Raw genomic sequence first — 24,927 nt, 5'->3', positions numbered from 1 at the left:
AGCGCCTATTGTTTGCCCTCTGAAAATGAATGGATTGACAAAATATAACGATTTGTTAAATTGAGATGGCTTTCTTGCTCGATTTTGCGATATTCTCAAAAAACTGGTCAAACAAATACTCGGCATCATGTGGCCCCGGACTAGCCTCGGGGTGGTACTGGACCGAAAAGACGTTTTTACTCTTCATACGGATACCCGCAACAGTCTGATCATTCAAATGCACATGCGTAATTTCCAATTCAGGATTGGCTTCTGTCTCGGCTCTATTTATCGCGAAGCCATGATTTTGAGATGTAATTTCACCTTTTCCCGTAAGCAAATTTTTAATAGGATGGTTAATGCCTCGGTGACCATTGTGCATTTTGTAGGTTGAAACACCGTTTGCCAACGCAATAACCTGATGACCTAAACAAATTCCAAATAGCGGAGCATCACTTGCAATAATGTCTTTAGCAGTTGCAATGGCTTGTGTCAAAGGTTCTGGGTCACCGGGTCCGTTAGAGATAAAATAGGCATCGGGCTCCCATGTTTTGAGTTCCTCAAAAGTGGCATCGTAAGGATATACTTTGATATAGGCATCGCGCTTTGCAAGGTTTCTTAGAATGTTCTTTTTGATTCCTATATCCAAAGCGGCAATTTTATATTTGGCATTTTCATTACCATAGTAATAAGGTTCTTTTGTAGATACTTTTGACGAAAGCTCCAATCCTTCCATACTTGGAAACTCGGCTAATTCTTCTTTCAATTTTTCAATGTTGTCAACATCAGTAGATATTACAGCATTCATAGCACCGTTGTCACGTATATAACTTACGAGCGCTCTAGTGTCTACATCAGAAATAGCAAATAAATCATTTTTTGCTAAAAATTCTTCTAAACTCTCATTCGCATCATCTCTAGAATAATTATAACTGAAATTTTTGCAAATGAGCCCCGCAATTTTAACGGATTCCGATTCTACTTCATTCTCATTGGTACCATAATTACCAATATGTGCATTGGTGGTAACCATCAATTGTCCAAAATACGAAGGGTCTGTGAATATCTCTTGATACCCAGTCATTCCCGTGTTAAAACAAACTTCGCCAAAAGCTGTTCCTTCCTTTTCACCAACTACTTTGCCATGAAAGATGGTGCCGTCTGCCAATAAAATAAATGCTCTTTTTCTAGATTGATACTTCATGTGATACGCTCGAATTTTTAATTTGACAAATAAACATAAAAAAAGGATAGACTTAAAGTCTATCCTTTTTCAATTATTAAAATCTCTTAACAATTTTATTCTTCTGAATCATCTGCTGTTACTTCTGCATCAGTTTGAGATTCTGTTTTCGCTTCTACCGCTACTGGTGGTGTTTCTGTTTTAGCTCCACCGCCTCTTCTACTTCTTCTAGTAGTTTTCTTCTTTGGCTTATCGGCATTATACAGCTCGTTGAAATCTACCAGTTCTATCATTGCCATATCAGCGTTGTCACCTAAACGGTTACCCAACTTGATAATTCTAGTATAACCTCCAGGCCGATCACCGACCTTCTCAGATACTACACTAAATAACTCAGTGATTGCGTTTTTATCTCTCAAGCTTTTAAATACAACACGTCGATTGTGCGTACCTTTTTCCGCCGATTGATTGTTCTCAGCCTTAGATTTTGTTATTAAAGGCTCAACGAATTGCTTCAAGGCCTTGGCTTTGGCAACTGTAGTATTGATTCTCTTGTGCTCGATTAACGAGCAAGCCATATTGGCTAACATCGCTTTTCTATGCGCTGTTTTACGACCTAAATGGTTTATTTTTTTTCCGTGTCTCATGTTTCTGATTTATCATCTTGCTACCAAACTCGTTCGACCGAGGAGCAAAATATGATTACTTAATCTTTATCTAATTTGTATTTTGAAAGATCCATGCCGAAGCTCAAACCTTTGTTAATGACCAACTCTTCAAGTTCGGTCAATGACTTCTTACCGAAATTTCTAAATTTCATCAAATCATTCTTATTGAAAGAAACCAAGTCACCTAAGGTGTCTACTTCGGCAGCTTTCAAACAGTTCAATGCACGAACAGAAAGATCCATATCAACTAATTTGGTTTTCAATAACTGACGCATGTGAAGAGATTCTTCATCATAAGTTTCAGTTTGTGCAATTTCATCAGCCTCTAGCGTGATGCGCTCGTCAGAGAACAACATGAAGTGGTGAATTAAAACTTTGGCACCTTCTGTCAATGCATCTTTGGGATGAATTGAACCATCCGTTACGATTTCGAAAACCAGCTTCTCGTAATCTGTTTTTTGTTCTACACGGAAATTCTCAATGCTATACTTCACATTTTTGATAGGTGTAAAGATTGAATCGATAGCAATGGTACCCATTGGCATACCCGATTTCTTGTTCTCTTCTGCAGGAACATAACCCCTACCCTTGTCAATAACTAGCTCCATATTGATGCTAACTTTTGACTCCATGTTACAAATCACCAAATCGGGGTTCAATACTTGATACCCAGAAATGAATTTTTGAAAATCTCCAGCGGTCAACTGATCTTTGCCACTTACAGAAACAGAAACCGTTTCCGCTTCCGAATCTTCAATTTGCTTTTTGAAACGTACTTGTTTCAAATTCAAAATGATTTCAGTAACATCTTCAACAACACCTGGAATCACAGAGAATTCGTGTTCTACTTTATCAATTCTTACCGAAGTAATTGCATGACCTTCTAATGAAGAAAGCAATACTCTTCGTAAGGCGTTCCCAACAGTTAATCCATAACCAGGCTCCAAAGGACGGAATTCAAACTTCCCTTCGAAATCTGAGGAATCGATCATTATTACTTTATCGGGCTTCTGAAAATTAAATAATGCCATAATTGGATTGGTGTTGTTTATTTAGAGTATAACTCGACGATTAATTGTTCTTTGATGTTCTCAGGAATTTGCATTCTTTCTGGAATTGAAACAAAAGTTCCTTCCTTCTTTTCGCTATTCCATGTGATCCATTCGTAAACGCTACTACTGGCAGCAAGAGCATCTTGAATAGCCTGTAAAGACTTTGATTTTTCACGTACACCGACAACATCTCCTGCTTTTAAAGAATACGACGGAATATTAACCAACTCACCATTAACTGTAATGTGTCTGTGAGAAACTAATTGTCTAGCACCACTTCTTGTGGGGGAGATACCCATTCTGTAAACTACATTATCTAAACGAGCTTCACATAATTGAAGTAGCACCTCACCAGTTACACCTTTACTTCTATTTGCTTTGGTAAATAGGTTACGGAACTGCTTTTCTAAAATACCATAGGTGTATTTTGCTTTTTGCTTCTCCATTAACTGAACAGAATATTCAGATTTTTTGCCACGACGTCTAGCGTTTCCGTGTTGTCCTGGTGGGTAATTCTTTTTTTCGAAAGACTTATCGTCTCCGAAAATCGCTTCTCCGAACTTACGGGCGATTTTACTTTTTGGTCCTGTGTATCTTGCCATTTTCTTTTAGTTTGAAGTGTGATTATGAATTAAGGCTTCCTCCTTCGATAATCTTGAAATACACTTCTGTGAAATTTGAAATTATATAGTGATTTATTAAACTCTTCTTCTTTTAGGAGGTCTACAGCCGTTGTGCGGCATTGGAGTAACATCAATGATTTCGGTTACTTCAATTCCTGAGTTATGGATTGCTCGTATTGCTGATTCTCTTCCATTACCAGGCCCCTTTACATAAACCTTTACTTTTCTAAGTCCGGCTTCATGAGCTACTTTAGAACAGTCTTCAGCCGCAACTTGTGCAGCGTAAGGTGTGTTTTTCTTAGAACCCCTAAAACCCATTTTTCCAGCAGACGACCAAGAGATGACATCTCCTTTTTTGTTCGTTAATGAAATGATGATATTATTAAAAGATGCTGTTACGTGAGCCTCACCAACAGATTCTATAACAACCTTACGTTTCTTTGCTGTTTTAGTACTTGTCTTTGCCATATTTTTTTAGTTTCTAGTGTTAGCTCTTAGTTATTGGAATCCTAAACTTTTACATTTCGAACAGATTCTTCTAACGTCTAAATACTAATGACTACTATCAAATTATTATTTAGTTGCCTTTTTCTTGTTAGCAACAGTTTTACGTTTTCCTTTTCTCGTTCTAGAGTTGTTCTTTGTACGTTGTCCTCTTAACGGAAGACCAGATCTGTGGCGAATACCCCTGTAACATCCGATGTCCATCAAGCGTTTGATGTTCAATTGTGTTTCAGAACGCAATTCACCCTCTATTGTATAACCAGCAACTGACTCACGAATACGACCAATTTCATCATCGTTCCAATCTGAAACCTTAGTGTCTTCACTCACCTTTGCGGTTGCCAAAATTTCTTTAGCTCTACTCTTACCAATTCCAAAAATATAGGTTAGCGCTATGACGCCTCTTTTTTGTTTTGGTATGTCTATACCTGCAATTCTTGCCATAATTACCCTTGTCTTTGTTTAAATCTAGGATTCTTTTTGTTGATTACGTACAACCTACCTTTTCTGCGAACAATCTTGCAGTCGGCACTTCTTTTCTTAACTGATGCTCTAACTTTCATGTGATACTTGTTTATTGACGTCTAACCGTCACATGTAACCTTAATTTTTAATAATCTTACAAAATAAAGATTCTAATAAAATATCGGTTTCAACTCTAGTCTATCTTAATATCTATAAGTAATTCTTGCTTTTGTCAAATCGTACGGACTCATTTCTAACTTCACCTTATCACCAGGTAGTAATTTAATGTAATGCATACGCATCTTCCCTGAGATATGTGCTGTCACCACGTGACCGTTTTCTAATTCGACCCGAAACATTGCATTCGACAATGCTTCAATTATGGATCCATCTTGCTCTATCGCTGCTTGCTTAGCCATAATCTATGCTACTTTTCTGTTTTTTCCTGTTTTCATCAAACCATCGTAATGACGGTTCAATAGATATGCGTTTACCTGTTGCACCGTATCAATGGCCACACCTACCATAATCAAAAGTGAAGTGCCTCCAAAGAACAATGCCCATCCTGCCTGCACATCTAACAATTTCACCACTATTGCAGGCAACACAGCCAATAGTGCCAAGAAAATTGAGCCCGGCAAGGTAATTAACGACATGATTTTGTCTAAGAAATCTCCCGTTTCTTTACCTGGGCGTATGCCTGGAATAAAACCTCCACTACGCTTCAAATCATCGGCCATCTTGTTCGTCGGAACTGTAATCGCCGTGTAGAAATAGGTAAAGATGATAATTAGAAAGGCAAACAATAAGTTGTAGGCCAATCCAAAAATATCAGAGAATTGTGTTTGAATCCAAGTTCCCACTTCGCCTTCAATAGCGCCACCTATCAACCCAGGTACAAACATAATTGCCTGTGCAAAGATAATAGGCATTACCCCCGATGCATTTAATTTTAATGGAATATATTGTCTAGATCCCATCACATTTTTTTCATAACCTCCTGAAGCAGTCCTTCTGGCATACTGAACTGGAATCTGGCGCGTAGCCATTACCAAAAGTACACTGGCAAGAATAACCAAGAACCAAACGATGACCTCAACTAAGATCAACATCGGCCCACCAACACCGTCAAGTCTTGAAACAACTTCTTGGGCAAATGATTGCGGAAGGGTCGCGATAATACCTATCATAATCAATAGTGAAATACCGTTACCTATTCCTTTATCTGTAATTTTTTCTCCCAACCACATGGCAAAAACACAACCTGTTACCAAAATGATTACTGCAGGAACCATGAAGTCAATACCCTTACCTAGTAAGAATGCACTATCACGTACACCGAAAGCTTCTAAGCCATATAAATAAGCCGGTGCCTGCACAATACAGATGCCAATGGTTAGCCATCTTGTAATTTGGTTAATGGTTTTTCGACCGCTTTCGCCTTCTTTCTGCAACTTCTGAAGATAAGGAATAGCAATACCCATCAACTGAACAACAATCGATGCAGATATATATGGCATAATTCCCAAAGCAAAAATGGAAGCATTCGCAAAAGCTCCTCCAGTAAATGCATTTAATAAACCAAATATACCTTGATCAGTACCATCAACCAAAGCACCTAATTGCGATGTATCAATACCTGGAAGAACAATTTGACAACCAAAACGGTATACCAAAAGAAGACCTAGGGTAACACCAATTCTGTTCCTTAGCTCTTCTATTTTCCAAATATTGGATATTGTTTCGAAAAAATTCTTCATAGTTTGTTTTGCTTATAAACTTATTGCTTCTCCACCCGCAGCTTCAATTGCCGCTTTTGCTGTAGCAGTAAATTTATGCACAGAAATTTTTAAGGATGCCTTTAATTCTCCACCACCCAATATTTTCACCAAGTCGGTTTTACGCGCCAATCTGTTTTCTACAAGCGTCTCTAAGGTGATTGTATCCTTAACAACCTTCTTATCAACTAACTCCTGTAATTTAGAGAGATTGATACCTTGGTATTCTTTTCGGTTTATGTTCGTAAACCCAAATTTGGGTACACGTCTTTGCAATGGCATTTGACCACCTTCAAAACCGATTTTCTTAGAATAACCCGATCTTGACTTAGCACCTTTATGTCCTCTTGCAGCTGTTCCACCTTTACCTGACCCTTGGCCTCTTCCCAAGCGCTTTCCGTCTCTATTGACAGATCCCTCAGCTGGTTTTAGATTACTTAAATTCATTACAGTATATGTGTTAAGCTTCTTCTGTAGAAACTAAATGTTTAACTTTATTTACCATACCAACAATACTGGCTGTAGCTTCATGTTCTACAACCTGACCAATTCTTTTCAAACCAAGAGCCTCTAAAGTTCTCTTTTGGTTTTGTGGTCTCTTGATAGCACTCTTTAACTGTTTTACTCTGATCTTTGCCATTGTCTGCTTGAATTATCCTTTAAAAACTTTCTCTAAGGAAACACCTCTTTGTTTTGCAATCGTATGTGCTCCTCTCAATTGTAAAAGGGCATCGAAAGTAGCTTTTACAACATTGTGAGGGTTAGAAGAACCTTGTGATTTCGATAATACATCGTGCACACCAACGGCTTCCAATACGGCTCTCACGGCCCCACCGGCAATAACCCCTGTACCATGTGATGCAGGTTGAATATAAACACGTGCTCCTCCATACTTACCTTTTTGCTCATGCGGCAAAGTAGCTTTATTCAAAGGAATACGAATCAAATTCTTCTTAGCATCTTCAATAGCTTTAGCGATAGCAGTAGCCACTTCCTTGGATTTACCCAAACCGTGACCTACAACTCCATTTTCATCACCTACAACAACAATTGCAGAGAATCCAAAGGCACGTCCACCTTTAGTTACTTTAGTAACTCTTTGGATACCGACCAATCTATCTTTTAAATCTAAACCTCCCGGCTTAACAGTTTCTACGTTTTTGTATTTCTGGTACATGCTCTTATTTTAGAATTTTAATCCTGCTTCTCTTGCTCCTTCAGCCAGTGCTTTTACTCTTCCGTGGTACAAGTTACCACCTCTATCAAAAGCTACTTTTTCAATACCGACTTTGGTAGATCTCTCAGCTATTGTTTTGCCTACAAGCGCAGCGATCTCGCTTTTAGTTCCTTTAGCTTTTGCTAGATCTTTATCTCTTGAAGAAACAGCCACTAGAGTTTTTCCTTGAACGTCATCAATTACTTGAGCATAAATTTCTTTATTACTTCTGAATACCGACAGTCTTGGTCTTTCTGCAGTTCCGGCAGATACTTTACGTATTCTCCTTCTAATTCTTAATTTTCTTTGTGTCTTCGATAATTTCATAACACTACTATATTATGCGGATTTACCTGCTTTTCTTCTCAATTGCTCGCCAACGAACTTGATTCCTTTTCCTTTATACGGCTCTGGTTTGCGGAAAGATCTGATCTTTGCCGCTACCTGACCAACCAACTGCTTATCAAAAGAAGTCAGTTTTACTATTGGATTCTTTCCTTTTTCAGAAATGGTCTCGACCTTAACTTCTGGTGCCAGATTCAAAACGATGTTGTGCGAGTATCCCAATGCCAAATCTAATTTCTGACCTTGATTACTGGCTCTGTACCCTACACCTACCAATTCCAATTCTTTGGTCCAGCCTTTAGAAACCCCTTCTACCATATTCAAAATCAAAGATCTATACAGACCATGTTTTGCTTTATGCTCTTTTGAATCAGAAGGTCTCGTTACAAAAGCCTGCCCGTCTTCTACCTTTACAGATACTCCTGAAAACTCTTGGGTCAATTCTCCCAACTTACCCTTTACGGTAATTACATTCTCATTTACCTCTATCGTAACTCCCTCAGGAATCGCTACCGGATTATTACCTATTCTAGACATTTTCTAAATCTTTATACTGATTAATATACGTAGCAAAGAACCTCGCCACCTACATTTTCATTTTTGGCTTGCTTACTTGTCATTACACCGTGAGATGTAGAAACGATCGCAATGCCTAATCCGTTCAAAACTCTTGGCAGACTATCAGCTCCGGTATATTTACGTAAACCAGGCTTACTCACTCTCTGCAACTTCTTGATAACAGGATCCTTCGTGAACTTGTCATATTTCAAGGCAATTTTGATGCTACCCTGAACTTTATCTTCTTCGAACTTGTAACTTAAAATATAGCCCTGATCGAACAATATTTTAGTTATTTCTTTCTTCACTTTTGATGAAGGAATCTCAACAACTCTATGACCTGCGCTATTTGCGTTTCTGAGTCTTGTTAAGTAATCTGCTATAGTATCTGTAACCATTCTTATCTATTTCGGTAACGGTTTCTAGCATTGTTGCCAGACCTGAAACCAGTTATTCAATTTTATCCTACCAGCTGGCCTTTTTAACACCTGGAATCAATCCTTGATTCGCCATCTCTCTGAAAGTAACCCTTGAGATACCAAAAGTTCTCATGTAACCTTTAGGTCTTCCGGTAATCTTACATCTGTTGTGCATACGAACCGGTGAAGCATTCTTTGGCAATTTCTGCAGGCCTTCATAGTCTCCAGCTTCTTTCAAAGCCTTTCTCTTTTCAGCGTATTTAGCTACGGTCGCCGCCCTTTTTCTTTCACGGGCTTTCATTGATTCTTTAGCCATACTATTTCTTTTTAAAAGGTAATCCTAGTTCTGTTAATAATGACTTCGCTTCCTTATCGGTTTGAGCCGTAGTTACGAAAGTGATATCCATTCCGTTAATTCTATTGATCTTGTCAATATTTATTTCAGGAAAAATGATTTGTTCCGTAACGCCCAAGCTATAATTTCCTCTGCCATCAAAACCAGTAGCTTTGATGCCTTGAAAATCACGAACTCGTGGAAGGGCACTTGTTACCAAGCGATCTAAGAACTCATACATACGCTCACCGCGAAGTGTAACTTTGGCACCAATCGGCATCCCCTTACGTAATTTAAAGGTAGCAACATCCTTTTTAGATATTGTCGCAACTGCTTTCTGCCCAGTTATCATTGTCATCTCATCAACAGCATGGTCAATCAGCTTCTTATCAGCAACTGCAGCACCAACACCTCGGCTTACAACTATCTTCTGTAGCTTAGGTACTTGCATTACATTCTTGTAACCAAATTCCTCAGTCAACGCACCAACAATGCGTTCACCATATTCTTTCTTTAATCTTGCAACGTAAGCCATAACTAAATTACTTCATTGGATTTTTTAGAAACTCTAACCTTTTTTCCATCTCTCACTTCATAACCAATTCTGGTAGTATCACCAGATTTAGCATCAATCAACGACAAATTGGAAACATGTAACAAAGCTTCCTTTTGAACAATACCACCTTGAGGATTTTTTGCACTTGGCTTCTCGTGTTTCGAAACCATGTTCACACCCTCAACAATAGCTTTATTCTTCGCTATATCGACACGCATTACTTTACCCTCGGAACCCTTGTGGTCTCCAGCGATAACACGCACCTGATCTCCTGTTTTTATTTTTAACTTTTTCATTCTTTGCTATAAATTATAGTACCTCCGGGGCCAATGAAACAATTTTCATGAATTGCTTATCACGAAGCTCTCTAGCAACCGGTCCGAAAACACGTGTTCCTCTCATTTCACCCGTTGGATTTAGCAAAACACATGCATTGTCATCAAATCGGATGTAAGAACCATCAGGTCTTCTTACTTCTTTTTTGGTTCGCACTACAACCGCGGTAGATACAGCTCCCTTTTTGATACCTCCGTTAGGAGTTGCTTCTTTGACCGTAACAACAATTTTGTCACCAATGGAAGCATATCTTCTTTTTGTTCCACCCAAAACACGAATGGTTAAAACTTCCTTTGCGCCTGTATTGTCCGCTACTTTTAATCTTGATTCTTGCTGTAACATAATTATTTAGCTCTTTCTAAGATTTCTACTAACCTCCAACATTTGGTTTTGCTCAAAGGACGGGTTTCCATAATTTTTACGGTATCGCCTTCCTTGCAATCGTTCTGTTCGTCGTGTGCAACGTACTTTTTCGTTTTTAAAACGAACTTACCGTACATAGGGTGCTTTACTCTTTTTACCTCTGCAACCACAATAGATTTCTCCATTTTGTTGCTGGTAACAACCCCTATTCTCTCTTTTCTTAAGTTTCTTTTTTCTTCCATAAAGCAGAACCAGTTATTGGTTTTCCCTATTAGTTAATTCCGTTGCCAATCGCGCTACTGTTCTTCTCACCTTTCTAATTTGAAGAGGATTCTCCAAAGGAGTTACAAAGTGGGCCATTTTTAAATCAGCATGCTCCTTTTTAAACTCAGCATACTTCAATTTTAGCTCTTCAACAGATAATTCTTTTATTTCCTTTTTTTTCATGATTTCCTTCAATTAGTCAACAGCGGTATAATCTCTGGCAACAATAAATTTTGTCTTAACCGGTAACTTTTGGGCCGCTAATCGCAATGCTTCCTTCGCAATGTCCATAGGTACTCCGGCAACTTCAAACATAATTCTTCCTGGCAAAACACGAGCTACAAAATATTCAGGAGCACCCTTACCTTTACCCATACGTACTTCCAATGGCTTTTTGGTTATAGGCTTGTCTGGAAATATTTTAATCCACAATTGTCCTTCCCTTTTCATGTATCTAGTGGCAGCGATACGAGCGGCCTCTATTTGACGTGCTGTTATAAAACGAGTTTCCAAAGATTTAAGACCAAACATACCATTAGAAAGCAGGTGTCCTCTACCGGAAATACCTTTCATCCGGCCTTTTTGCATCTTACGAAACTTTTGTCTTTTCGGTTGTAACATTTTTTACTTCTTTAAAAAATTACTTTCTACGGCGTTGTTTTCTCTGACCATCACCTTTTCCACCTTTATCGCCTTGACCTTTGGTCATACCAACTAATGGAGAAAGCTCTCTCTTTCCGTATACCTCACCTTTCATTATCCAAACTTTGATTCCCAACTTCCCATAGGTAGTTTGAGCCTCATGCAATGCATAATCAATGTCTGCTCGGAAAGTAGATAATGGAATTCTACCGTCTTTATAAGATTCTGAACGTGCCATTTCAGCGCCGTTCAAACGACCAGAAATTTGAATTTTAATACCCTCTGCATTCATACGCATGGCGGCGGCAATAGCCATTTTGATTGCACGTCTGAAGGAGATTCTACTTTCAATTTGACGCGCTACACTCGCCGCTACCAAATTGGCATCTAATTCAGGCCTTTTGATCTCATAGATATTGATCTGAACCTCTTTTCCAGTAATCTTCTTAAGCTCCTCTTTAAGCTTATCTACTTCTTGACCTCCTTTACCAATAATGATACCCGGTCTGGCTGTAGTAATAGTTACTGTTATCAGTTTCAATGTACGTTCGATAATAACTCTTGATACGCTCGCCTTTGCCAAACGTGCATGAACGTACTTGCGGATTTTACTATCCTCAGCTAGTTTGTCACCATAATCGTTTCCACCGTACCAGTTAGATTCCCATCCTCTGATAATTCCTAGACGATTTCCTATCGGATTTGTTTTCTGTCCCATTCTAGCTTGCTATATTATTGTTAGACCCCAAAACCAATGTTACATGGTTGGAACGTTTTCTAATTCTGTGCGCTCTACCCTGCGGAGCCGGACGCAATCTTTTCAACATGGCTGCGCTATCAACACGAATCTCTTTTACAATGAGATCTGCATCTTCAAGACTAGCATCCTCGTTCTTAGCTTGCCAATTCGCCAAGGCAGAAAGCAAAAGCTTTTCTAACTTACGAGAAGCCTCCTTCGGATTAAATCTTAAAATCGCCAAAGCCTTTTCTACTTCAACACCTCTTACCAAATCCGCAACAATGCGCATTTTTCTAGGAGAAGTAGGGCAGTTGTTCAACTTTGCGAACGCTAATTGTTTCTTTTCAGCCTTAATTCTTTCGGCCATCTGTTTTTTTCGAACTCCCATAGCTTACTTTTTACCTTTATTCTTTGCTCCCGCATGACCCCTAAAAGATCGTGTCGGAGAAAACTCCCCTAATTTGTGTCCTACCATATTCTCCGTAACGAATACAGGAACAAATTGTCTCCCGTTGTGTACAGCTATCGTAAGGCCTACAAAATCAGGCGTTATCATAGAAGCTCTTGACCATGTTTTTATAACGCTCTTCTTTCCAGAAGATGCATTTTGCTGGATTTTCTTCTCCAAGCTATAGTGAACGTAAGGTCCTTTTTTTAGTGAACGTGCCATTTTTTCTTCTTTTTATTTCTTTCTACGTTCTAAAATATACTTATTTGTGCTCTTGGTTTTCTGACGAGTTCTAAAACCCTTGGCCGGAATACCATTTCTAGATCTTGGGTGACCACCCGAGGCTCTACCTTCACCACCACCCATTGGGTGATCGACAGGGTTCATCGCTACTGGTCTAGTTCTAGGTCTTCTTCCCAACCATCTACTCCTACCCGCCTTACCAGATACCAATAATTGATGATCTGAGTTAGAAACAGCACCAATGGTTGCCAAACAAGCTGAAAGAATCAATCTTGTTTCTCCAGAAGGCATCTTGACGGTTGCAAACTTCCCTTCTTTTGCCATTAACTGAGCAAAAGTACCTGCACTTCTTGCCATTACAGCTCCTTGACCCGGACGCAACTCAATACAAGAAATGATGGTTCCCAAAGGAATATCGCTTAAAGGAAGTGCATTACCAATCTCTGGTGTTGCATTCTTACCAGACGTTACCGATTGATCTACTTGTAATCCATTTTGAGCGATAATATATCTTTTCTCACCATCAGTATACTCCAACAATGCGATAAAAGCCGTTCTGTTAGGGTCGTATTGAATTGATTTTACCGTTGCAGCAACATCTTGCTTATCTCTTTTAAAATCGATTACACGATATCTCCTTTTGTGACCTCCACCTTTCTGGCGCATGGTCATCTTTCCTTGACTGTTTCTACCTCCGGACTTTTTTAACGGAGCGAGCAAGCTCTTCTCCGGCTTATCAGTCGTAATGGCGTCAAACCCATTTACGACTCTAAAACGCTGTCCAGGAGTTACTGGTTTTAATTTTCTAACTGACATTGTTTGTCTTTATAGATTACTGTAAAAATCAATAATATCTCCTTCGGCAACATCAACTATCGCTTTCTTAATAGCGTTGGTCTTGCCGTGCTGAATACCAGTTTTGGTATACCGCGATTTTCTTGTTGGACCATAATTCATGGTACGAACTTTCTTAACAGAAACTCCATAAGCCGATTCTACAGCTTCCTTGATCTGAATCTTGTTGGCCTTTGGGTCAACAATGAAACCATAACGGTTGTGCAACTCGCTATCAGCAGTCATCTTTTCCGTTATAATTGGTTTTATCAACACACTCATGGTTTTCTTATTTATTTAAGTTCGATACGATTCCTTCTAATGAACCTTCCAACAGTACAATATTGTTTGCGTTTAATATTTTGTAAGTACTTAATTCTGAGCTAGTTACAACTTCAGAGCGCTTCAAATTACGCGAAGACAAATATACACCATTATTTGAATCGCCCAACACAAACAAAGACTTTTTGTCTTCTAGCCCCAAAGACTTTAAAACTTGTACAAAATCTTTTGTTTTTGGCGACTCAAAATTGAAGTCTTCAACCACCAAAATCGCCTTCTCATTTGACTTGATACTTAAGGCTGATTTACGTGCCAAACGCTTCAAGTTTTTGTTTAATTTTTGTGTATAGTCTTTAGGTCTTGGGCCAAAAATTCGTCCACCACCTCTAAAGATTGGCGATTTGATACTACCAGCACGCGCCGTACCTGTACCTTTTTGTTTCTTTATCTTTCTAGTACTACCCGCAATCTCACCTCTTTCTTTAGACTTATGCGTTCCTTGTCGTTGATGTGCCAGATATTGTTTCACATCTAAGTAAACCGCATGATTGTTGGGCTCTATTCCGAAAACAGCATCAGAAAGGTCTGCCTTTCTACCTGTTTCTTTTCCTTTGATATCTAAAACTGCTACTTTCATTACTTCTGAATAGTTACGTAAGCATTCTTATGACCAGGTACACATCCTTTTACCACCAAAAGGTTTTTCTCTGGAACTATTTTTAAAACTCTAAGGTTTTGAACAGTCACTTGACCACCACCCATTCTACCGGCCATTTTCATTCCCTTGAAAACTCTCGCAGGATACGAAGCGGCACCAATAGAACCAGGAGCTCTAAGTCTGTTGTGTTGACCGTGAGTCGCCTGACCGACACCAGCGAACCCGTGTCTTTTAACAACCCCCTGAAAACCTTTGCCTTTAGACGTACCAACTACGTCAACAAACTCACCTTCTTCAAAAAGATCAACCCCAAGGGTATCACCTAATTTAAACTCACCTTCAAAATCTTGGAATTCTACGACTTTTTTCTTGGGAGATGTACCTGCCTTCTTAAAGTGACCCGATTGAGCCTTATTAGCACGTTTCTCTGCCTTGTCATCGAAACCAAGCTGAAGGGCACTATACCCGTCAACCTCTTCGGTTCTGACTTGGGTAACTACGCATGGCCCAGCTTCAATAACGGTACATGGAATATTCTTTCCATTCTCGTCAAAAATACTGGTCATACCTACTTTTTTTCCTATTAACCCAGACATTTGATTTTAGATTTTGGATTTCCGATTTAATACTAAATCTTCCTTCCGTTTATATTTAATTCGTATTACTCTTAAACTAGACACAAAAAAACAGGGTCAAAAACTAATTCAACCCTGAATTTTGTTTTCTTCCGTTTTTCCCTTGCTCGCGGCTCAGGACATGTCACCTATCCTATTCGAATAGGTTTTGCACTTATACTTTTATCTCAACCTCAACCCCACTTGGAAGCTCAAGCTTCATAAGTGCGTCAATGGTTTTCGATGAAGAGCTATAAATATCCAAGAGTCTTTTATAAGAACTCAATTGAAACTGCTCTCTAGATTTCTTATTCACGTGAGGTGAACGCAAAACCGTAAATATTTTTTTATGTGTTGGCAAAGGAATAGGGCCAGTTACTACCGCTCCGGTTGTCTTTACCGTCTTTACGATTTTCTCAGCAGACTTGTCCACTAGATTGTGATCGTAAGATTTTAGTTTTATTCTAATTTTTTGACTCATCTTCTAAAAATTAAGCGGTTACACCTTTAGCGGCCTTGATTACTTCTTCAGAAATACCAGATGGAGTTTCGGCATAATGTGAAAACTCCATGGTCGAAGTTGCTCTACCTGACGACAATGTTCTCAATGAAGTAACATATCCGAACATTTCCGAAAGTGGCACCGTACCTTTTACAACTTTGGCACCTGCCCTATCGCTCATATCACTTATGGTTCCACGTCTTCTATTCAAATCACCGACAATGTCACCCATATTCTCCTCAGGAGTAAGCACTTCAAGCTTCATAATTGGTTCCATTATTACGGCACCAGCAGCTTTTCCAGCAGCTTTGTAACCCATTTTGGCAGCCAATTCGAAAGAAAGAGCATCTGAATCCACTGGGTGGAACGATCCGTCTTTCAATACAACTTTCATTGTATCCATTTCGTAACCAGCTAATGGTCCATTTTGCATGGCAGTCTTAAATCCTTTCTCTACAGAAGGAATAAATTCTTTTGGAATTCTACCCCCTTTGATTTCATCTACAAACTGCAATCCAGTTCCTTCGAAATCCTCATCAGCAGGCCCCATTTCAAAGACAATATCACCAAATTTTCCACGACCACCAGATTGCTTCTTATACGTCTCTCTATGAGCAGCCATCTTTGTAAGCGCCTCTTTATATTCAACTTGCGGCTCACCTTGGTTCACCTCAACTTTGAATTCACGTCTTAAACGGTCAACAATAATATCTAAGTGAAGCTCACCCATACCAGAAATAATGGTCTGACCTGATGCTTCGTCTGTTTTTACCTGAAAAGTAGGGTCTTCTTCAGCCAATTTAGCCAAAGCCATTCCCAATTTATCCACATCAACCTTAGTTTTAGGTTCAACAGCGATACCAATTACCGGATCAGGAAAGTCCATACTTTCCAAAATAATAGGATGCTTTTCAGATGACATGGTATCACCTGTCTTAATATCCTTAAATCCTACGGCAGCCCCAATATCTCCAGCTTCGATGAAATCAATTGCATTTTGCTTATTGGAATGCATCTGATAGATACGTGAAATACGTTCTTTCTTGCCTGAACGGTTGTTCAAGATGTAAGAACCAGCATCTAGACGACCAGAATATGTTCTAAAGAATGCCAAACGACCAACAAATGGATCAGTGGCAATTTTGAATGCCAATGCAGAAAAAGGCTCCTTAACATCTGGCTTTCTGCTTATTTCATCGCCAGTATTAGGATCGGTACCTACAATTGCATCTTTATCAATTGGAGAAGGCAAATATCTACATACCGCATCTAACAAAAACTGAACTCCTTTATTCTTAAACGAAGAACCACAAATCATTGGAATTATAGCTCTGTCCATAACCGCAGCTCTTAAAGCAGCATGTACTTCTTCTTCTGTAATAGATTCTTCATCTTCGAAGAATTTCTCCATTAACTCCTCATCATACTCTGCTACCGCCTCGATCAAAGCTGCTCTATATTCCTTAACCTCAGCCTTCATTTCCTCAGGAATATCTACTACGTCAAATGTAGAACCGAAATTATCATCATGCCATACGATAGCTCTGTTTTTTGCCAGATCAACGATTCCCTTGAAATCAGCTTCCTCACCAATTGGCAATACAATAGGTACTGCATTTGAACCTAACATCTCTTTGACCTGCTTACAAACCATCAAGAAGTTAGAACCCTGACGGTCCATTTTGTTTACAAAACCGATGCGCGGCACCTTATAGTTATCAGCAAGTCTCCAATTTGTTTCAGATTGTGGCTCAACGCCATCAACTGCACTAAAAAGGAATACCAAGCCATCAAGTACACGTAACGACCTATTTACCTCAACGGTAAAATCTACGTGACCTGGGGTATCTATAATATTAAAGTGGTAGCCCTTTGCATCTGCTGTAGGTTTTCCATTTTCTGTTGGAAACTGCCACTCACAAGTAGTTGCAGCGGAGGTAATTGTAATACCACGCTCTTGCTCCTGCTCCATCCAGTCCATTGTTGCTGCACCATCATGCACTTCACCAATCTTGTGACTAACCCCTGTGTAGAACAATATACGTTCAGTCGTAGTGGTTTTTCCAGCATCAATATGCGCTGCAATACCAATATTTCTTGTAAATTTTAAATCTCTTGCCATTTTTGATTAAAATCTGAAGTGAGAGAATGCTTTGTTGGCCTCAGCCATTTTGTGAGTATCGACTCTTTTCTTAACAGCAGCACCTTCTTCTTTAGAAGCCGCTAGAACCTCAGCTGCTAATTTTTGCGCCATTCCTTTTTCGTTACGCTTTCTTGCATAACTGATCAACCACTTCATAGCTGTTGAAATTTTTCGGTCTGGTCTTATCTGCATTGGAATCTGAAAGGTCGCTCCACCTACACGTCTACTTCTTACTTCAACGTGGGGCATTACATTAGATAATGCATCCTTCCAAAGCTCAAGAGCTGTTTTCTCCTCGTCTGTTTTCTTTTCCTCTACAATATCAATGGCATCGTAGAATACACTGAAGGCTACCGATTTTTTACCATCCCACATCATCATGTTCACAAAACGTGTAACTAGCTGATCGTTAAATCTCGGGTCTGGTAATAATGGCCTTTTCTTTGCCTGCTTTTTTCTCATTACTGCTTCTTTACAAAGTTATGATTACTTCTTAGGGCGTTTTGCTCCGTATTTAGATCTTCGCTGGGTTCTTCCTGCAACACCTGCAGTATCTAAAGCACCTCTAACGATATGATATCTAACTCCCGGCAAATCTTTTACCCTTCCGCCTCTTACTAATACTATCGAGTGCTCTTGTAAATTGTGACCCTCACCTGGGATGTAAGCATTCACCTCTTTGCCATTCGTCAACCTTACCCTTGCTACTTTACGCATAGCAGAGTTTGGCTTCTTAGGCGTAGTGGTATAAACACGCGTACAAACCCCTCTTCTTTGAGGACACGAATCCAAAGCAGCCGATTTACTCTTCTTAGTAATTGTGACTCTTCCTTTTCGTACTAATTGTGAAATTGTTGGCATACCTTATATATGTATAAAACTTTACCCCTGTTTAAGGGCTGGCAAATGTAATACTATTTCATAATATTTCAAATCCTTAGCCATTAAATTTCTTTTATTTTTTTTAAATCCAAACTCCCCCTAAGCTCAGCGCTGTGCTAGGCATTCAAAAAAACTTAAAATCAGTAGAAGTCAATTGTGGATTAAAAGCTTAAATGGTGTCTAAAAATCTACCTCATTTTACTCGGCAATCTTGCGCCGACCTAAGCTCAATTTTTGAAGTGTGTTAAAATCAGCTTTATTATCAAATCATCAAAAACGCAGCCTGTTACATAATACATTGATATATTATGAAAATGTTTTATATGTAACCATCAAAAAAGAATTGCTTTCTTAAAGTTTTATTAATATTAGTTTGGATTATTAACATGAAATTATGATTTTTGCGCTTAGCTAATTCAAATAATTAAAAAATGAGAACAAAATTAAATGGAATCTTAACGCTATTATTGGCGTTTGTTGTGCATTTATCTTTTGCACAAGACAAGACGATTACCGGTACGGTTACCGATCAAGATGGTCTCCCGTTACCTGGTGTTAATATCGTTGTAGAAGGTACAACTACTGGTACCCAAACTGATTTTGACGGAAACTACGCCATTAATGGTAGTGAAGGTCAAACACTTCTTTTCTCCTACATTGGTCAGAAAGATGTGAGACAAGTTATCGGTGCAGGGAATACCATGAATGTACAAATGGAGGAAGATGCACAAGCCTTGGAAGAGGTTGTTGTAACTGCACAAGGTATTAAGAGAGAGAAAAAAGCACTTGGTTTTGCTGTTTCCTCTGTTGGTGAGGAAGACTTGCAACAGAGAGCAGAAGGTGATGTTGCGCGTGTTCTTTCTGGTAAAGCCTCTGGGGTTCAAATCACCTCCGCTGGTGGTATGGCCGGTTCTGCAACAAACGTTGTTATTAGAGGTTTAAGTTCCTTTAGTGGCAGTAACCAAGCCTTATTCATTGTTGATGGGGTTCCATTTAGTAGTGACACCAATGCTGGTAGCACAAATGGTACTGACGCCAACGATGTTGATAATCCTGCTTTTAGAACTGGTAATACAGGTTCATCAAGGTTTTTAGATTTAGATCCAAACAACATTGCCAAAGTTGAAGTACTTAAAGGTCTTGCAGCAGCAACCCTTTATGGTTCTCAAGGAAAGAACGGAGTTATCTTAATAACTACCAAAGCAGGAGCTGCAGGAGCTACTGGACCAAAAAAGACTGAAATTACAATCAATCAGTCCTATTTTGTGAATCAATTTGCTTCATCTCCCGATTTACAGAATCAGTACGGTAACGGTTTTGATCAAAACTTTGGTTGGTTCTTTAGTAACTGGGGTCCAAGTTTTGACGAAGGTGGAGTAGCCGGTTGGGGAAGACAACCTCTAATTGATGAGAACGGAACACTAGAGCACCCCTATTCTACTACAAGTGTTGGTGCCACTAGGGCAGCATTTCCTGAATTACAAGGTGCTAGATACGATTGGAGACCTTACGATTCTCTTGACGCTTACTTATCAGATGGCGGTACATCAAGTACTTCTATTAACATAAACGGAGCGACGGCTGATGGTAACACAAGTTATAACGTAAACTTTGGTTATCTTGATGATGACAGTTTTGTTCCTGGTAATAATTTAAGTAGAACTACCTTGTCTGTAGGTGGTAGATCAAAACTTTCCAATAAGTTTACGGTTGCTGCAACTATGAACTACTCTAGATCAGATTACACTTCTCCTCCGATTGCAGCGAGTAGAGGTAATGGTACAGAGGGGCTTTCGTTATTCGCCAACATCTTCTTTACACCACGTAGTATTGATTTACTTGGCTTACCATTTGAAAATCCTATTGACAACTCGAGTGTATACTATAGAAATGGTAATGATATTATCAACCCACGATGGATTGAGAAGAATATCAGCAACAACCAGTTGACCAATCGTTTCTTTTGGAATGCTTCGTTAACCTATGATATTAGTGACAACTTGAACGTAACGTATCGTGGTGGTATGGACTTCTACAACGAGCGAAATACGCAAGCGTCAAATAAAGGTGGGGTTCGATTCAACGATGCTATCTTTGGATTCTTGAATACGTTTGACAACAACAATACTATTTGGGATCACTATCTTGCCTTAAATGGTAACTATGACCTTTCGGAAAAACTGGGAATGACCTTTAACGTTGGTGCTACAACCCGTTCAACTGAATTCGATCAACAAGGGGTTAGAAGTACAGGGCAGATTGTATACGGAGTTAAAAGACACTTCAATTACTCTAACCAAACTCCAATTCAATTCAACCAAAAGCGAAATATCGCTGGGGTCTTGGGTCAAGCAACATTTGATTATGACAACATGCTTTTCCTTACGTTGTCAACCAGAACGGATTGGGTATCTAACTTGATTTCAGAAAACAACAGTCAAACTTACCCCAGTGCAAGTTTATCTTTCTTGCCAACGGCGGCTTTCCCAGGCATCAAGTCTGAAAAAGGGCTGAACTTCTTGAAGTTACGTGCTGGTATTGGACAATCGGCAACATTCCCAACGGGGTATCCTACTTTAGGTTTTGTTGAGCAAAATACTCAAGTTGCAGGAGATGCCGGACAAATTACTACAAACCAAATCGCTGGTTTTAGAGCAAATCCTGGTTTAAAACCAGAATTACTTTCTGAAATCGAATTTGGTTTTGAATCTAAATTCCTTAACAATAGAGTAAGTTTAGATTTCACATATTTCGATCGTACAACTAAAGATTTGATCGTTAGAGAGCCTTTATCACCTTCAACCGGTTTTACCTTTACGCAAAGTAACGTAGGTAAGATTGAAGGAGATGGAGTTGAGGTTGATTTAGGAGTTGATTGGGCTCGAAGTCAAGAAAGTGATGGTTTCAATTGGAATACCCGATTGAATTTCACTACAAACAAATTCATCGTTACAGAACAAGAACAAGACATAATCATTTATGCAGGTAGTAGCCTTCTCTCACGTGCAGGTAACGCCGCGATAAAAGGTCAACAACTTGGTGTGATTGTAGGAACAGCGATTGGACGTGATGCTGCGGGTAACTACTTAGTTGATGATGGTGGTGACTACGTAATTGCAGAGCAAGATCTTGACGGAAATATTCCAATTATTGGTAATCCAAACCCCGATTATGTAATGAACATTATCAACTCAATGTCTTACAAGAATTGGAATTTAGGTTTCCAGTTAAGTCACATCAAAGGAGGTGATATCATGTCTAATACGGTAGCAACCCTATTAGGTAGAGGTATAATCGAAGAAACGGTTGATAGAGAGAATACATATATCTTACCTGGTGTTAGTCAAAGTACTGGAAATACAAATACCAGACAGATTAACAACTCTACATATTTCTTCAACAACATTCTTTTCGGCCCTGCTGAATTGAAAATTTATGATGCTTCAGTTTTACGTCTGCAAGAACTTTCACTAGGGTATTCATTCCCATCTAAGTACTTAGACAAAACTCCATTTGGTTCTTTGACCATTACGGCACAAGGCTTTAACCTGTGGTATGATGCTTACAATACACCTGATGGGGCGAATTTTGATCCTAACGTACAAGGTGCGGGTGTAGGTAACAGTGCTGGTTTTGATTACTTAAACGGACCTAGTGCAAGACGTTACGGTATCAGTTTAAGAGCATCATTCTAATTTAAAGATTTTAATACTACAAAAGATTATGAAAAAAATTGTAAAATATTTAATGCTAGTCGCATTCACGGGTTCCTTTCTGAACTCATGTGAAACGACGGATTTAAATCTACAGGTGAGTCCGAATGAACTCTCGCCTACGCAAGGTGATCCAAATCTAATTTTGAATTCAATTCAATTGGCTTACGGTTCAAACATTCAAATTTTTAACAATAGAGGTGCCGAATTGACACGAATTGACTATATGTTTGGTAGAAACTACTTTAATAACTACCCAGGAAACACCTTTAACGGTACTTGGGATAGATTGTACAGTAGTGGAACCAACTTAATTGGTGACCCAAATACCGATGTTGGTATATTCACGAATGTTTCCGCTTTAGAGGAAATTGATGCTACTACCACAACCGACTATTCCTTTCACGTAGCGGTAGGTAAAACATTGCAAGCACATATGCTATTGTTAATGGTTGATTTCTTAGGAGAAGCTGCTTTAAGTCAAGCTAACAACCCAGAATTTCCTGCACCAATGCTTGATGATGGTGCAACGGTTTACGCTGGTGCTTTAGCGTTATTAGATGAAGCGGGGGCGCTGTTCGCCGCTGAACCTGCCGATCAAGGAGCTAATGATTTCTTTTACGGAGGAGATACCGATCAGTGGGGTAAGCTTGTAAACAGTTTGCGTTTAAAGGCTTATGTAACTACTGGTAATTCAGCAGGTTTCAACAATGTTATAGCCGGCGGAAACTACATTACTGATAGTGATGATGATTTTGAATGGCAGTTTGGTACTAACGAACTTCAACCTGATTTTCGTCACCCAGATTATCAAGTTCAATACACTCCAACTGGAGCAAGACAGTATCGATCAAATTGGTTGATGGCTCAAATGCAACGTGAAAGTGATCCTCGAATTAGATATTACTTTTATCGCCAAGAACCTAAAACTCCAGGTGCAGACGATTCTGACGGTCCTGATGAGCAAACCTTAGTTTGTTCACTTGCAGTACCACCTTTGCACTATGCAGGTTTTGACTATTGTCATTTAGAAGAAGGCTATTGGGGTAGATCTCATGGTAACAATGAAGGTGGCCCACCAGATAACTTCTTAAGAACGGTGTCAGGTGTATATCCTATCGGAGGTCGATTCGATGACGATACCTTTGCAAACGTCGGCTTAGGCGTTGGCGGTGGAGGTGCCGGTATTGAACCAATTGTTTTAGCTTCCTATATAGATTTCTGGCAAGGACAAAATGCCATTGCTACAGGAGGAGATGCAACACCTTTCTTACAAGCAGGTATAGAAAAGTCAATTGCCAAGGTACAGAGCTTTGTTGACAAAGATGGTGGTGCTGATGGTTCCTTCGAGCCTACAGAAGCTGCAGTAACTATTTTTGTTGATGGAATCATTGCTGACTATACAGCAGCAACTGGTGACGATAAAATGAACATTTTTGCTGAGCAATATTGGGTTGCATTATATGGTGGAGGTGCGGAATCTTATAACTTCTATAGAAGAACAGGTTTCCCAACCACTTTATCGCCAAACTGGGAGGAAAACCCTGGTCCACTTCCAAGAACATTCCTATACCCTCAAAACGAGGTTATTACGAATACCAATTTAACGCAGCGTACCGACATGAATACTCAAGTATTCTGGGATACAAACCCTCCAGGACCTGCATTCCCAGCATCTAACTAAAATAAAACGATAAGACAATGAAAATAAATATTAAAACTATTGCCCTTGTTGCTTTAACAAGTGTTTTTATCACCTCATGTGAGGATAGCGATAAAATCATAGATGATATTCTGGCAACAACAGAACGTGGAGCGGTTTTAAGAACCATAGAATCTTCAGGCACGTACAACCGATTTGATACTTCGACTAATTTCTCAGTTACTTTTGAGGAACAAGATGTAGAAGATGGTGGTCTTTTAGATAAAGTTGATGTTTTTGTAAACTTTGTCGATAATACTGATGCTAACGGTGAAACCTCTGTTTCAGAGGTGTTAGTGCAAACTTACCAAGCAAGTGATTTTGAAATAGGTCCTTTTGGTCTTCCAAGAGCAACTTTCTCATCTACTTTCGCGGAAGCACTCGCTGCTTTGGGGGTAGTCGAAGGTCAATTTGACGGTGGTGATTATATCCTATTCAGATTGCAGCTGACTTTAACCGATGGTAATACGTATTCTAATGATACAAACACCAATACGCTGACAGGATCATTCTTTGCATCTCCGTTTCAATATCAACAAACTATCAAATGTATACCACCAGCACCAGTACCTGGTGATTACCAGCTTGAATTAGCTGATAGTTTTGGTGACGGATGGGATGGCGCTAAACTAACAGCAACCATAGACGGTACAGTGACTGAATATACATTCACCTCAGGAAGTGAAGCTTCATTCACAGTAAATGTTCCTGATGGAACAACGGAGTTCTTTTTCACCTATATCGCAGGTAACTTTGAAGGAGAGCATAGCTATGTAATTACAGCTCCAACTGGAGAAACAGCCATCGAAGATGGACCTGGGCCAGCAACTGGAGAAGTTGTATTAAACATCTGTAACGGCTAAGCGACCGTCAACTAGTATA

36 protein-coding genes are annotated in these 24,927 nt (G+C 39.3%); 3 read left to right on the top strand and 33 right to left on the bottom strand.

Going from position 1 to position 24,927, the window contains the following annotated elements; all coding sequences use genetic code 11:
• Positions 1 to 55: 55 nt before the first annotated feature.
• The 33 genes from carA to rpsL form a co-directional block, all read right to left on the bottom strand.
• Positions 56 to 1,183 carry a glutamine-hydrolyzing carbamoyl-phosphate synthase small subunit gene (gene carA, locus ABJN95_RS17845; RefSeq protein ID WP_348372411.1) on the bottom strand — a complete coding sequence of 376 codons (1,128 nt, stop codon included), beginning with the start codon at positions 1,181 to 1,183 and terminating at the stop codon, positions 56 to 58.
• Between the two features lie 95 nt (positions 1,184 to 1,278).
• Positions 1,279 to 1,809 (bottom strand): 50S ribosomal protein L17, encoded by a 531-nt coding sequence (gene rplQ, locus ABJN95_RS17840; RefSeq protein ID WP_348372410.1) that lies wholly within the window; start codon positions 1,807 to 1,809, stop codon positions 1,279 to 1,281.
• A gap of 59 nt (positions 1,810 to 1,868) precedes the next feature.
• Positions 1,869 to 2,861, bottom strand: coding sequence for a DNA-directed RNA polymerase subunit alpha (locus ABJN95_RS17835; RefSeq protein WP_138656037.1), 993 nt, complete (start codon positions 2,859 to 2,861; stop codon positions 1,869 to 1,871).
• 17 nt (positions 2,862 to 2,878) lie between these two features.
• A complete protein-coding gene (gene rpsD, locus ABJN95_RS17830; RefSeq protein ID WP_348372408.1) occupies positions 2,879 to 3,484 on the bottom strand; it encodes a 30S ribosomal protein S4 in 606 nt (201 codons plus the stop codon).
• Between the two features lie 96 nt (positions 3,485 to 3,580).
• Positions 3,581 to 3,973 carry a 30S ribosomal protein S11 gene (rpsK, locus tag ABJN95_RS17825; RefSeq protein WP_348372406.1) on the bottom strand — a complete coding sequence of 131 codons (393 nt, stop codon included), beginning with the start codon at positions 3,971 to 3,973 and terminating at the stop codon, positions 3,581 to 3,583.
• Positions 3,974 to 4,078: 105 nt separating this feature from the next.
• Positions 4,079 to 4,453 carry a 30S ribosomal protein S13 gene (gene rpsM, locus ABJN95_RS17820; RefSeq protein WP_348372404.1) on the bottom strand — a complete coding sequence of 125 codons (375 nt, stop codon included), beginning with the start codon at positions 4,451 to 4,453 and terminating at the stop codon, positions 4,079 to 4,081.
• Between the two features lie 2 nt (positions 4,454 to 4,455).
• A complete protein-coding gene (ykgO, locus tag ABJN95_RS17815) occupies positions 4,456 to 4,572 on the bottom strand; it encodes a type B 50S ribosomal protein L36 (RefSeq protein ID WP_013305171.1) in 117 nt (38 codons plus the stop codon).
• 105 nt (positions 4,573 to 4,677) lie between these two features.
• Complete coding sequence (infA, locus tag ABJN95_RS17810; protein ID WP_013305172.1) at positions 4,678 to 4,893, bottom strand: translation initiation factor IF-1; 216 nt, start codon at positions 4,891 to 4,893, stop codon at positions 4,678 to 4,680.
• Between the two features lie 3 nt (positions 4,894 to 4,896).
• Entirely contained in the window at positions 4,897 to 6,234 is a 1,338-nt protein-coding gene (secY, locus tag ABJN95_RS17805; protein ID WP_348372403.1) for a preprotein translocase subunit SecY, read from the bottom strand.
• 12 nt (positions 6,235 to 6,246) lie between these two features.
• Positions 6,247 to 6,699 (bottom strand): 50S ribosomal protein L15, encoded by a 453-nt coding sequence (gene rplO / locus ABJN95_RS17800; RefSeq protein WP_348372401.1) that lies wholly within the window; start codon positions 6,697 to 6,699, stop codon positions 6,247 to 6,249.
• Between the two features lie 13 nt (positions 6,700 to 6,712).
• The gene (rpmD, locus tag ABJN95_RS17795; protein ID WP_348372399.1) at positions 6,713 to 6,892 is read right to left on the bottom strand and encodes a 50S ribosomal protein L30; all 180 of its coding nucleotides are present in this window, start codon (positions 6,890 to 6,892) and stop codon (positions 6,713 to 6,715) included.
• A gap of 12 nt (positions 6,893 to 6,904) precedes the next feature.
• Positions 6,905 to 7,429, bottom strand: coding sequence for a 30S ribosomal protein S5 (rpsE, locus tag ABJN95_RS17790; protein ID WP_348372398.1), 525 nt, complete (start codon positions 7,427 to 7,429; stop codon positions 6,905 to 6,907).
• A gap of 9 nt (positions 7,430 to 7,438) precedes the next feature.
• On the bottom strand, positions 7,439 to 7,795 hold the full coding sequence (gene rplR, locus ABJN95_RS17785) for a 50S ribosomal protein L18 (RefSeq protein WP_348372396.1): 357 nt from the start codon (positions 7,793 to 7,795) through the stop codon (positions 7,439 to 7,441).
• A 12-nt stretch (positions 7,796 to 7,807) separates the two neighbouring features.
• Positions 7,808 to 8,350, bottom strand: a complete 543-nt coding sequence (gene rplF, locus ABJN95_RS17780) for a 50S ribosomal protein L6 (protein ID WP_348372394.1) — start codon at positions 8,348 to 8,350, stop codon at positions 7,808 to 7,810.
• Between the two features lie 20 nt (positions 8,351 to 8,370).
• Positions 8,371 to 8,769 carry a 30S ribosomal protein S8 gene (gene rpsH / locus ABJN95_RS17775; RefSeq protein WP_348372393.1) on the bottom strand — a complete coding sequence of 133 codons (399 nt, stop codon included), beginning with the start codon at positions 8,767 to 8,769 and terminating at the stop codon, positions 8,371 to 8,373.
• Positions 8,770 to 8,836: 67 nt separating this feature from the next.
• Positions 8,837 to 9,106 (bottom strand): 30S ribosomal protein S14, encoded by a 270-nt coding sequence (rpsN, locus tag ABJN95_RS17770; RefSeq protein ID WP_138656048.1) that lies wholly within the window; start codon positions 9,104 to 9,106, stop codon positions 8,837 to 8,839.
• A gap of 1 nt (position 9,107) precedes the next feature.
• A complete protein-coding gene (gene rplE / locus ABJN95_RS17765) occupies positions 9,108 to 9,659 on the bottom strand; it encodes a 50S ribosomal protein L5 (RefSeq protein WP_348372391.1) in 552 nt (183 codons plus the stop codon).
• A 2-nt stretch (positions 9,660 to 9,661) separates the two neighbouring features.
• Positions 9,662 to 9,976, bottom strand: a complete 315-nt coding sequence (rplX, locus tag ABJN95_RS17760; protein ID WP_348372389.1) for a 50S ribosomal protein L24 — start codon at positions 9,974 to 9,976, stop codon at positions 9,662 to 9,664.
• A gap of 13 nt (positions 9,977 to 9,989) precedes the next feature.
• Positions 9,990 to 10,358 carry a 50S ribosomal protein L14 gene (rplN, locus tag ABJN95_RS17755; RefSeq protein WP_013993867.1) on the bottom strand — a complete coding sequence of 123 codons (369 nt, stop codon included), beginning with the start codon at positions 10,356 to 10,358 and terminating at the stop codon, positions 9,990 to 9,992.
• 2 nt (positions 10,359 to 10,360) lie between these two features.
• Positions 10,361 to 10,621, bottom strand: a complete 261-nt coding sequence (rpsQ, locus tag ABJN95_RS17750) for a 30S ribosomal protein S17 (protein ID WP_348372387.1) — start codon at positions 10,619 to 10,621, stop codon at positions 10,361 to 10,363.
• Positions 10,622 to 10,634: 13 nt separating this feature from the next.
• Positions 10,635 to 10,826 carry a 50S ribosomal protein L29 gene (rpmC, locus tag ABJN95_RS17745; RefSeq protein ID WP_348372385.1) on the bottom strand — a complete coding sequence of 64 codons (192 nt, stop codon included), beginning with the start codon at positions 10,824 to 10,826 and terminating at the stop codon, positions 10,635 to 10,637.
• A gap of 12 nt (positions 10,827 to 10,838) precedes the next feature.
• Complete coding sequence (gene rplP, locus ABJN95_RS17740; protein ID WP_348372383.1) at positions 10,839 to 11,264, bottom strand: 50S ribosomal protein L16; 426 nt, start codon at positions 11,262 to 11,264, stop codon at positions 10,839 to 10,841.
• A 19-nt stretch (positions 11,265 to 11,283) separates the two neighbouring features.
• Positions 11,284 to 12,003 carry a 30S ribosomal protein S3 gene (gene rpsC, locus ABJN95_RS17735; protein WP_348372382.1) on the bottom strand — a complete coding sequence of 240 codons (720 nt, stop codon included), beginning with the start codon at positions 12,001 to 12,003 and terminating at the stop codon, positions 11,284 to 11,286.
• 1 nt (position 12,004) lies between these two features.
• On the bottom strand, positions 12,005 to 12,412 hold the full coding sequence (gene rplV, locus ABJN95_RS17730; RefSeq protein ID WP_348372380.1) for a 50S ribosomal protein L22: 408 nt from the start codon (positions 12,410 to 12,412) through the stop codon (positions 12,005 to 12,007).
• Positions 12,413 to 12,415: 3 nt separating this feature from the next.
• Positions 12,416 to 12,694, bottom strand: coding sequence for a 30S ribosomal protein S19 (gene rpsS / locus ABJN95_RS17725; protein ID WP_138656055.1), 279 nt, complete (start codon positions 12,692 to 12,694; stop codon positions 12,416 to 12,418).
• 12 nt (positions 12,695 to 12,706) lie between these two features.
• Positions 12,707 to 13,531, bottom strand: coding sequence for a 50S ribosomal protein L2 (rplB, locus tag ABJN95_RS17720; RefSeq protein WP_348372378.1), 825 nt, complete (start codon positions 13,529 to 13,531; stop codon positions 12,707 to 12,709).
• A gap of 9 nt (positions 13,532 to 13,540) precedes the next feature.
• A complete protein-coding gene (gene rplW / locus ABJN95_RS17715; RefSeq protein WP_348372376.1) occupies positions 13,541 to 13,831 on the bottom strand; it encodes a 50S ribosomal protein L23 in 291 nt (96 codons plus the stop codon).
• Between the two features lie 7 nt (positions 13,832 to 13,838).
• On the bottom strand, positions 13,839 to 14,468 hold the full coding sequence (gene rplD, locus ABJN95_RS17710) for a 50S ribosomal protein L4 (RefSeq protein WP_348372374.1): 630 nt from the start codon (positions 14,466 to 14,468) through the stop codon (positions 13,839 to 13,841).
• On the bottom strand, positions 14,468 to 15,085 hold the full coding sequence (gene rplC, locus ABJN95_RS17705; RefSeq protein ID WP_348372373.1) for a 50S ribosomal protein L3: 618 nt from the start codon (positions 15,083 to 15,085) through the stop codon (positions 14,468 to 14,470). Before rplC ends, rplD begins: the two co-directional genes overlap by 1 nt.
• Positions 15,086 to 15,278: 193 nt before the next feature.
• Positions 15,279 to 15,584 (bottom strand): 30S ribosomal protein S10, encoded by a 306-nt coding sequence (rpsJ, locus tag ABJN95_RS17700; protein ID WP_007094989.1) that lies wholly within the window; start codon positions 15,582 to 15,584, stop codon positions 15,279 to 15,281.
• 10 nt (positions 15,585 to 15,594) lie between these two features.
• A complete protein-coding gene (gene fusA / locus ABJN95_RS17695; protein ID WP_348372371.1) occupies positions 15,595 to 17,727 on the bottom strand; it encodes an elongation factor G in 2,133 nt (710 codons plus the stop codon).
• Positions 17,728 to 17,733: 6 nt separating this feature from the next.
• Complete coding sequence (gene rpsG / locus ABJN95_RS17690) at positions 17,734 to 18,210, bottom strand: 30S ribosomal protein S7 (protein WP_121062855.1); 477 nt, start codon at positions 18,208 to 18,210, stop codon at positions 17,734 to 17,736.
• 24 nt (positions 18,211 to 18,234) lie between these two features.
• On the bottom strand, positions 18,235 to 18,609 hold the full coding sequence (gene rpsL / locus ABJN95_RS17685; protein WP_031445118.1) for a 30S ribosomal protein S12: 375 nt from the start codon (positions 18,607 to 18,609) through the stop codon (positions 18,235 to 18,237).
• A 452-nt stretch (positions 18,610 to 19,061) separates the two neighbouring features.
• On the opposite strand from rpsL, the gene ABJN95_RS17680 reads away from it, so the two are divergent.
• Genes ABJN95_RS17680 through ABJN95_RS17670 form a run of 3 tightly spaced genes read left to right on the top strand, consistent with a single transcriptional unit; the run spans position 19,062 to position 24,908 of the window.
• Positions 19,062 to 22,325, top strand: a complete 3,264-nt coding sequence (locus ABJN95_RS17680; RefSeq protein ID WP_348372369.1) for a SusC/RagA family TonB-linked outer membrane protein — start codon at positions 19,062 to 19,064, stop codon at positions 22,323 to 22,325.
• Positions 22,326 to 22,353: 28 nt separating this feature from the next.
• Entirely contained in the window at positions 22,354 to 24,027 is a 1,674-nt protein-coding gene (locus ABJN95_RS17675) for a SusD/RagB family nutrient-binding outer membrane lipoprotein (protein ID WP_348372367.1), read from the top strand.
• A gap of 17 nt (positions 24,028 to 24,044) precedes the next feature.
• The gene (locus ABJN95_RS17670; RefSeq protein ID WP_348372366.1) at positions 24,045 to 24,908 is read left to right on the top strand and encodes a hypothetical protein; all 864 of its coding nucleotides are present in this window, start codon (positions 24,045 to 24,047) and stop codon (positions 24,906 to 24,908) included.
• Positions 24,909 to 24,927 lie beyond the last annotated feature (19 nt).

The sequence above is a fragment of the Maribacter sp. genome, from assembly GCF_039974175.1.
Classification (GTDB): Bacteria; Bacteroidota; Bacteroidia; order Flavobacteriales; family Flavobacteriaceae; genus Maribacter_C.
The sequence above is the reverse complement of the archived record's forward strand: the minus strand, read 5'-3'. Positions and strand labels throughout refer to the sequence as shown.

What these genes read in the sequence shown, in the direction of transcription:
- carA (WP_348372411.1), bottom strand. Translation starts at nt 1,183, where the DNA reads ATGAAGTATCAATCTAGAAAAAGAGCATTTATTTTATTGGCAGACGGC.
- rplQ (WP_348372410.1), bottom strand. Translation starts at nt 1,809, where the DNA reads ATGAGACACGGAAAAAAAATAAACCATTTAGGTCGTAAAACAGCGCAT.
- ABJN95_RS17835 (WP_138656037.1), bottom strand. Translation starts at nt 2,861, where the DNA reads ATGGCATTATTTAATTTTCAGAAGCCCGATAAAGTAATAATGATCGAT.
- rpsD (WP_348372408.1), bottom strand. Translation starts at nt 3,484, where the DNA reads ATGGCAAGATACACAGGACCAAAAAGTAAAATCGCCCGTAAGTTCGGA.
- rpsK (WP_348372406.1), bottom strand. Translation starts at nt 3,973, where the DNA reads ATGGCAAAGACAAGTACTAAAACAGCAAAGAAACGTAAGGTTGTTATA.
- rpsM (WP_348372404.1), bottom strand. Translation starts at nt 4,453, where the DNA reads ATGGCAAGAATTGCAGGTATAGACATACCAAAACAAAAAAGAGGCGTC.
- ykgO (WP_013305171.1), bottom strand. Translation starts at nt 4,572, where the DNA reads ATGAAAGTTAGAGCATCAGTTAAGAAAAGAAGTGCCGACTGCAAGATT.
- infA (WP_013305172.1), bottom strand. Translation starts at nt 4,893, where the DNA reads ATGGCTAAGCAAGCAGCGATAGAGCAAGATGGATCCATAATTGAAGCA.
- secY (WP_348372403.1), bottom strand. Translation starts at nt 6,234, where the DNA reads ATGAAGAATTTTTTCGAAACAATATCCAATATTTGGAAAATAGAAGAG.
- rplO (WP_348372401.1), bottom strand. Translation starts at nt 6,699, where the DNA reads ATGAATTTAAGTAATCTAAAACCAGCTGAGGGATCTGTCAATAGAGAC.
- rpmD (WP_348372399.1), bottom strand. Translation starts at nt 6,892, where the DNA reads ATGGCAAAGATCAGAGTAAAACAGTTAAAGAGTGCTATCAAGAGACCA.
- rpsE (WP_348372398.1), bottom strand. Translation starts at nt 7,429, where the DNA reads ATGTACCAGAAATACAAAAACGTAGAAACTGTTAAGCCGGGAGGTTTA.
- rplR (WP_348372396.1), bottom strand. Translation starts at nt 7,795, where the DNA reads ATGAAATTATCGAAGACACAAAGAAAATTAAGAATTAGAAGGAGAATA.
- rplF (WP_348372394.1), bottom strand. Translation starts at nt 8,350, where the DNA reads ATGTCTAGAATAGGTAATAATCCGGTAGCGATTCCTGAGGGAGTTACG.
- rpsH (WP_348372393.1), bottom strand. Translation starts at nt 8,769, where the DNA reads ATGGTTACAGATACTATAGCAGATTACTTAACAAGACTCAGAAACGCA.
- rpsN (WP_138656048.1), bottom strand. Translation starts at nt 9,106, where the DNA reads ATGGCTAAAGAATCAATGAAAGCCCGTGAAAGAAAAAGGGCGGCGACC.
- rplE (WP_348372391.1), bottom strand. Translation starts at nt 9,659, where the DNA reads ATGGCTTACGTTGCAAGATTAAAGAAAGAATATGGTGAACGCATTGTT.
- rplX (WP_348372389.1), bottom strand. Translation starts at nt 9,976, where the DNA reads ATGAAAAAGTTAAAAATAAAAACAGGAGATCAGGTGCGTGTTATCGCT.
- rplN (WP_013993867.1), bottom strand. Translation starts at nt 10,358, where the DNA reads ATGTTACAGCAAGAATCAAGATTAAAAGTAGCGGACAATACAGGCGCA.
- rpsQ (WP_348372387.1), bottom strand. Translation starts at nt 10,621, where the DNA reads ATGGAAGAAAAAAGAAACTTAAGAAAAGAGAGAATAGGGGTTGTTACC.
- rpmC (WP_348372385.1), bottom strand. Translation starts at nt 10,826, where the DNA reads ATGAAAAAAAAGGAAATAAAAGAATTATCTGTTGAAGAGCTAAAATTG.
- rplP (WP_348372383.1), bottom strand. Translation starts at nt 11,264, where the DNA reads ATGTTACAACCGAAAAGACAAAAGTTTCGTAAGATGCAAAAAGGCCGG.
- rpsC (WP_348372382.1), bottom strand. Translation starts at nt 12,003, where the DNA reads ATGGGACAGAAAACAAATCCGATAGGAAATCGTCTAGGAATTATCAGA.
- rplV (WP_348372380.1), bottom strand. Translation starts at nt 12,412, where the DNA reads ATGGGAGTTCGAAAAAAACAGATGGCCGAAAGAATTAAGGCTGAAAAG.
- rpsS (WP_138656055.1), bottom strand. Translation starts at nt 12,694, where the DNA reads ATGGCACGTTCACTAAAAAAAGGACCTTACGTTCACTATAGCTTGGAG.
- rplB (WP_348372378.1), bottom strand. Translation starts at nt 13,531, where the DNA reads ATGTCAGTTAGAAAATTAAAACCAGTAACTCCTGGACAGCGTTTTAGA.
- rplW (WP_348372376.1), bottom strand. Translation starts at nt 13,831, where the DNA reads ATGAGTGTGTTGATAAAACCAATTATAACGGAAAAGATGACTGCTGAT.
- rplD (WP_348372374.1), bottom strand. Translation starts at nt 14,468, where the DNA reads ATGAAAGTAGCAGTTTTAGATATCAAAGGAAAAGAAACAGGTAGAAAG.
- rplC (WP_348372373.1), bottom strand. Translation starts at nt 15,085, where the DNA reads ATGTCTGGGTTAATAGGAAAAAAAGTAGGTATGACCAGTATTTTTGAC.
- rpsJ (WP_007094989.1), bottom strand. Translation starts at nt 15,584, where the DNA reads ATGAGTCAAAAAATTAGAATAAAACTAAAATCTTACGATCACAATCTA.
- fusA (WP_348372371.1), bottom strand. Translation starts at nt 17,727, where the DNA reads ATGGCAAGAGATTTAAAATTTACAAGAAATATTGGTATTGCAGCGCAT.
- rpsG (WP_121062855.1), bottom strand. Translation starts at nt 18,210, where the DNA reads ATGAGAAAAAAGCAGGCAAAGAAAAGGCCATTATTACCAGACCCGAGA.
- rpsL (WP_031445118.1), bottom strand. Translation starts at nt 18,609, where the DNA reads ATGCCAACAATTTCACAATTAGTACGAAAAGGAAGAGTCACAATTACT.
- ABJN95_RS17680 (WP_348372369.1), top strand. Translation starts at nt 19,062, where the DNA reads ATGAGAACAAAATTAAATGGAATCTTAACGCTATTATTGGCGTTTGTT.
- ABJN95_RS17675 (WP_348372367.1), top strand. Translation starts at nt 22,354, where the DNA reads ATGAAAAAAATTGTAAAATATTTAATGCTAGTCGCATTCACGGGTTCC.
- ABJN95_RS17670 (WP_348372366.1), top strand. Translation starts at nt 24,045, where the DNA reads ATGAAAATAAATATTAAAACTATTGCCCTTGTTGCTTTAACAAGTGTT.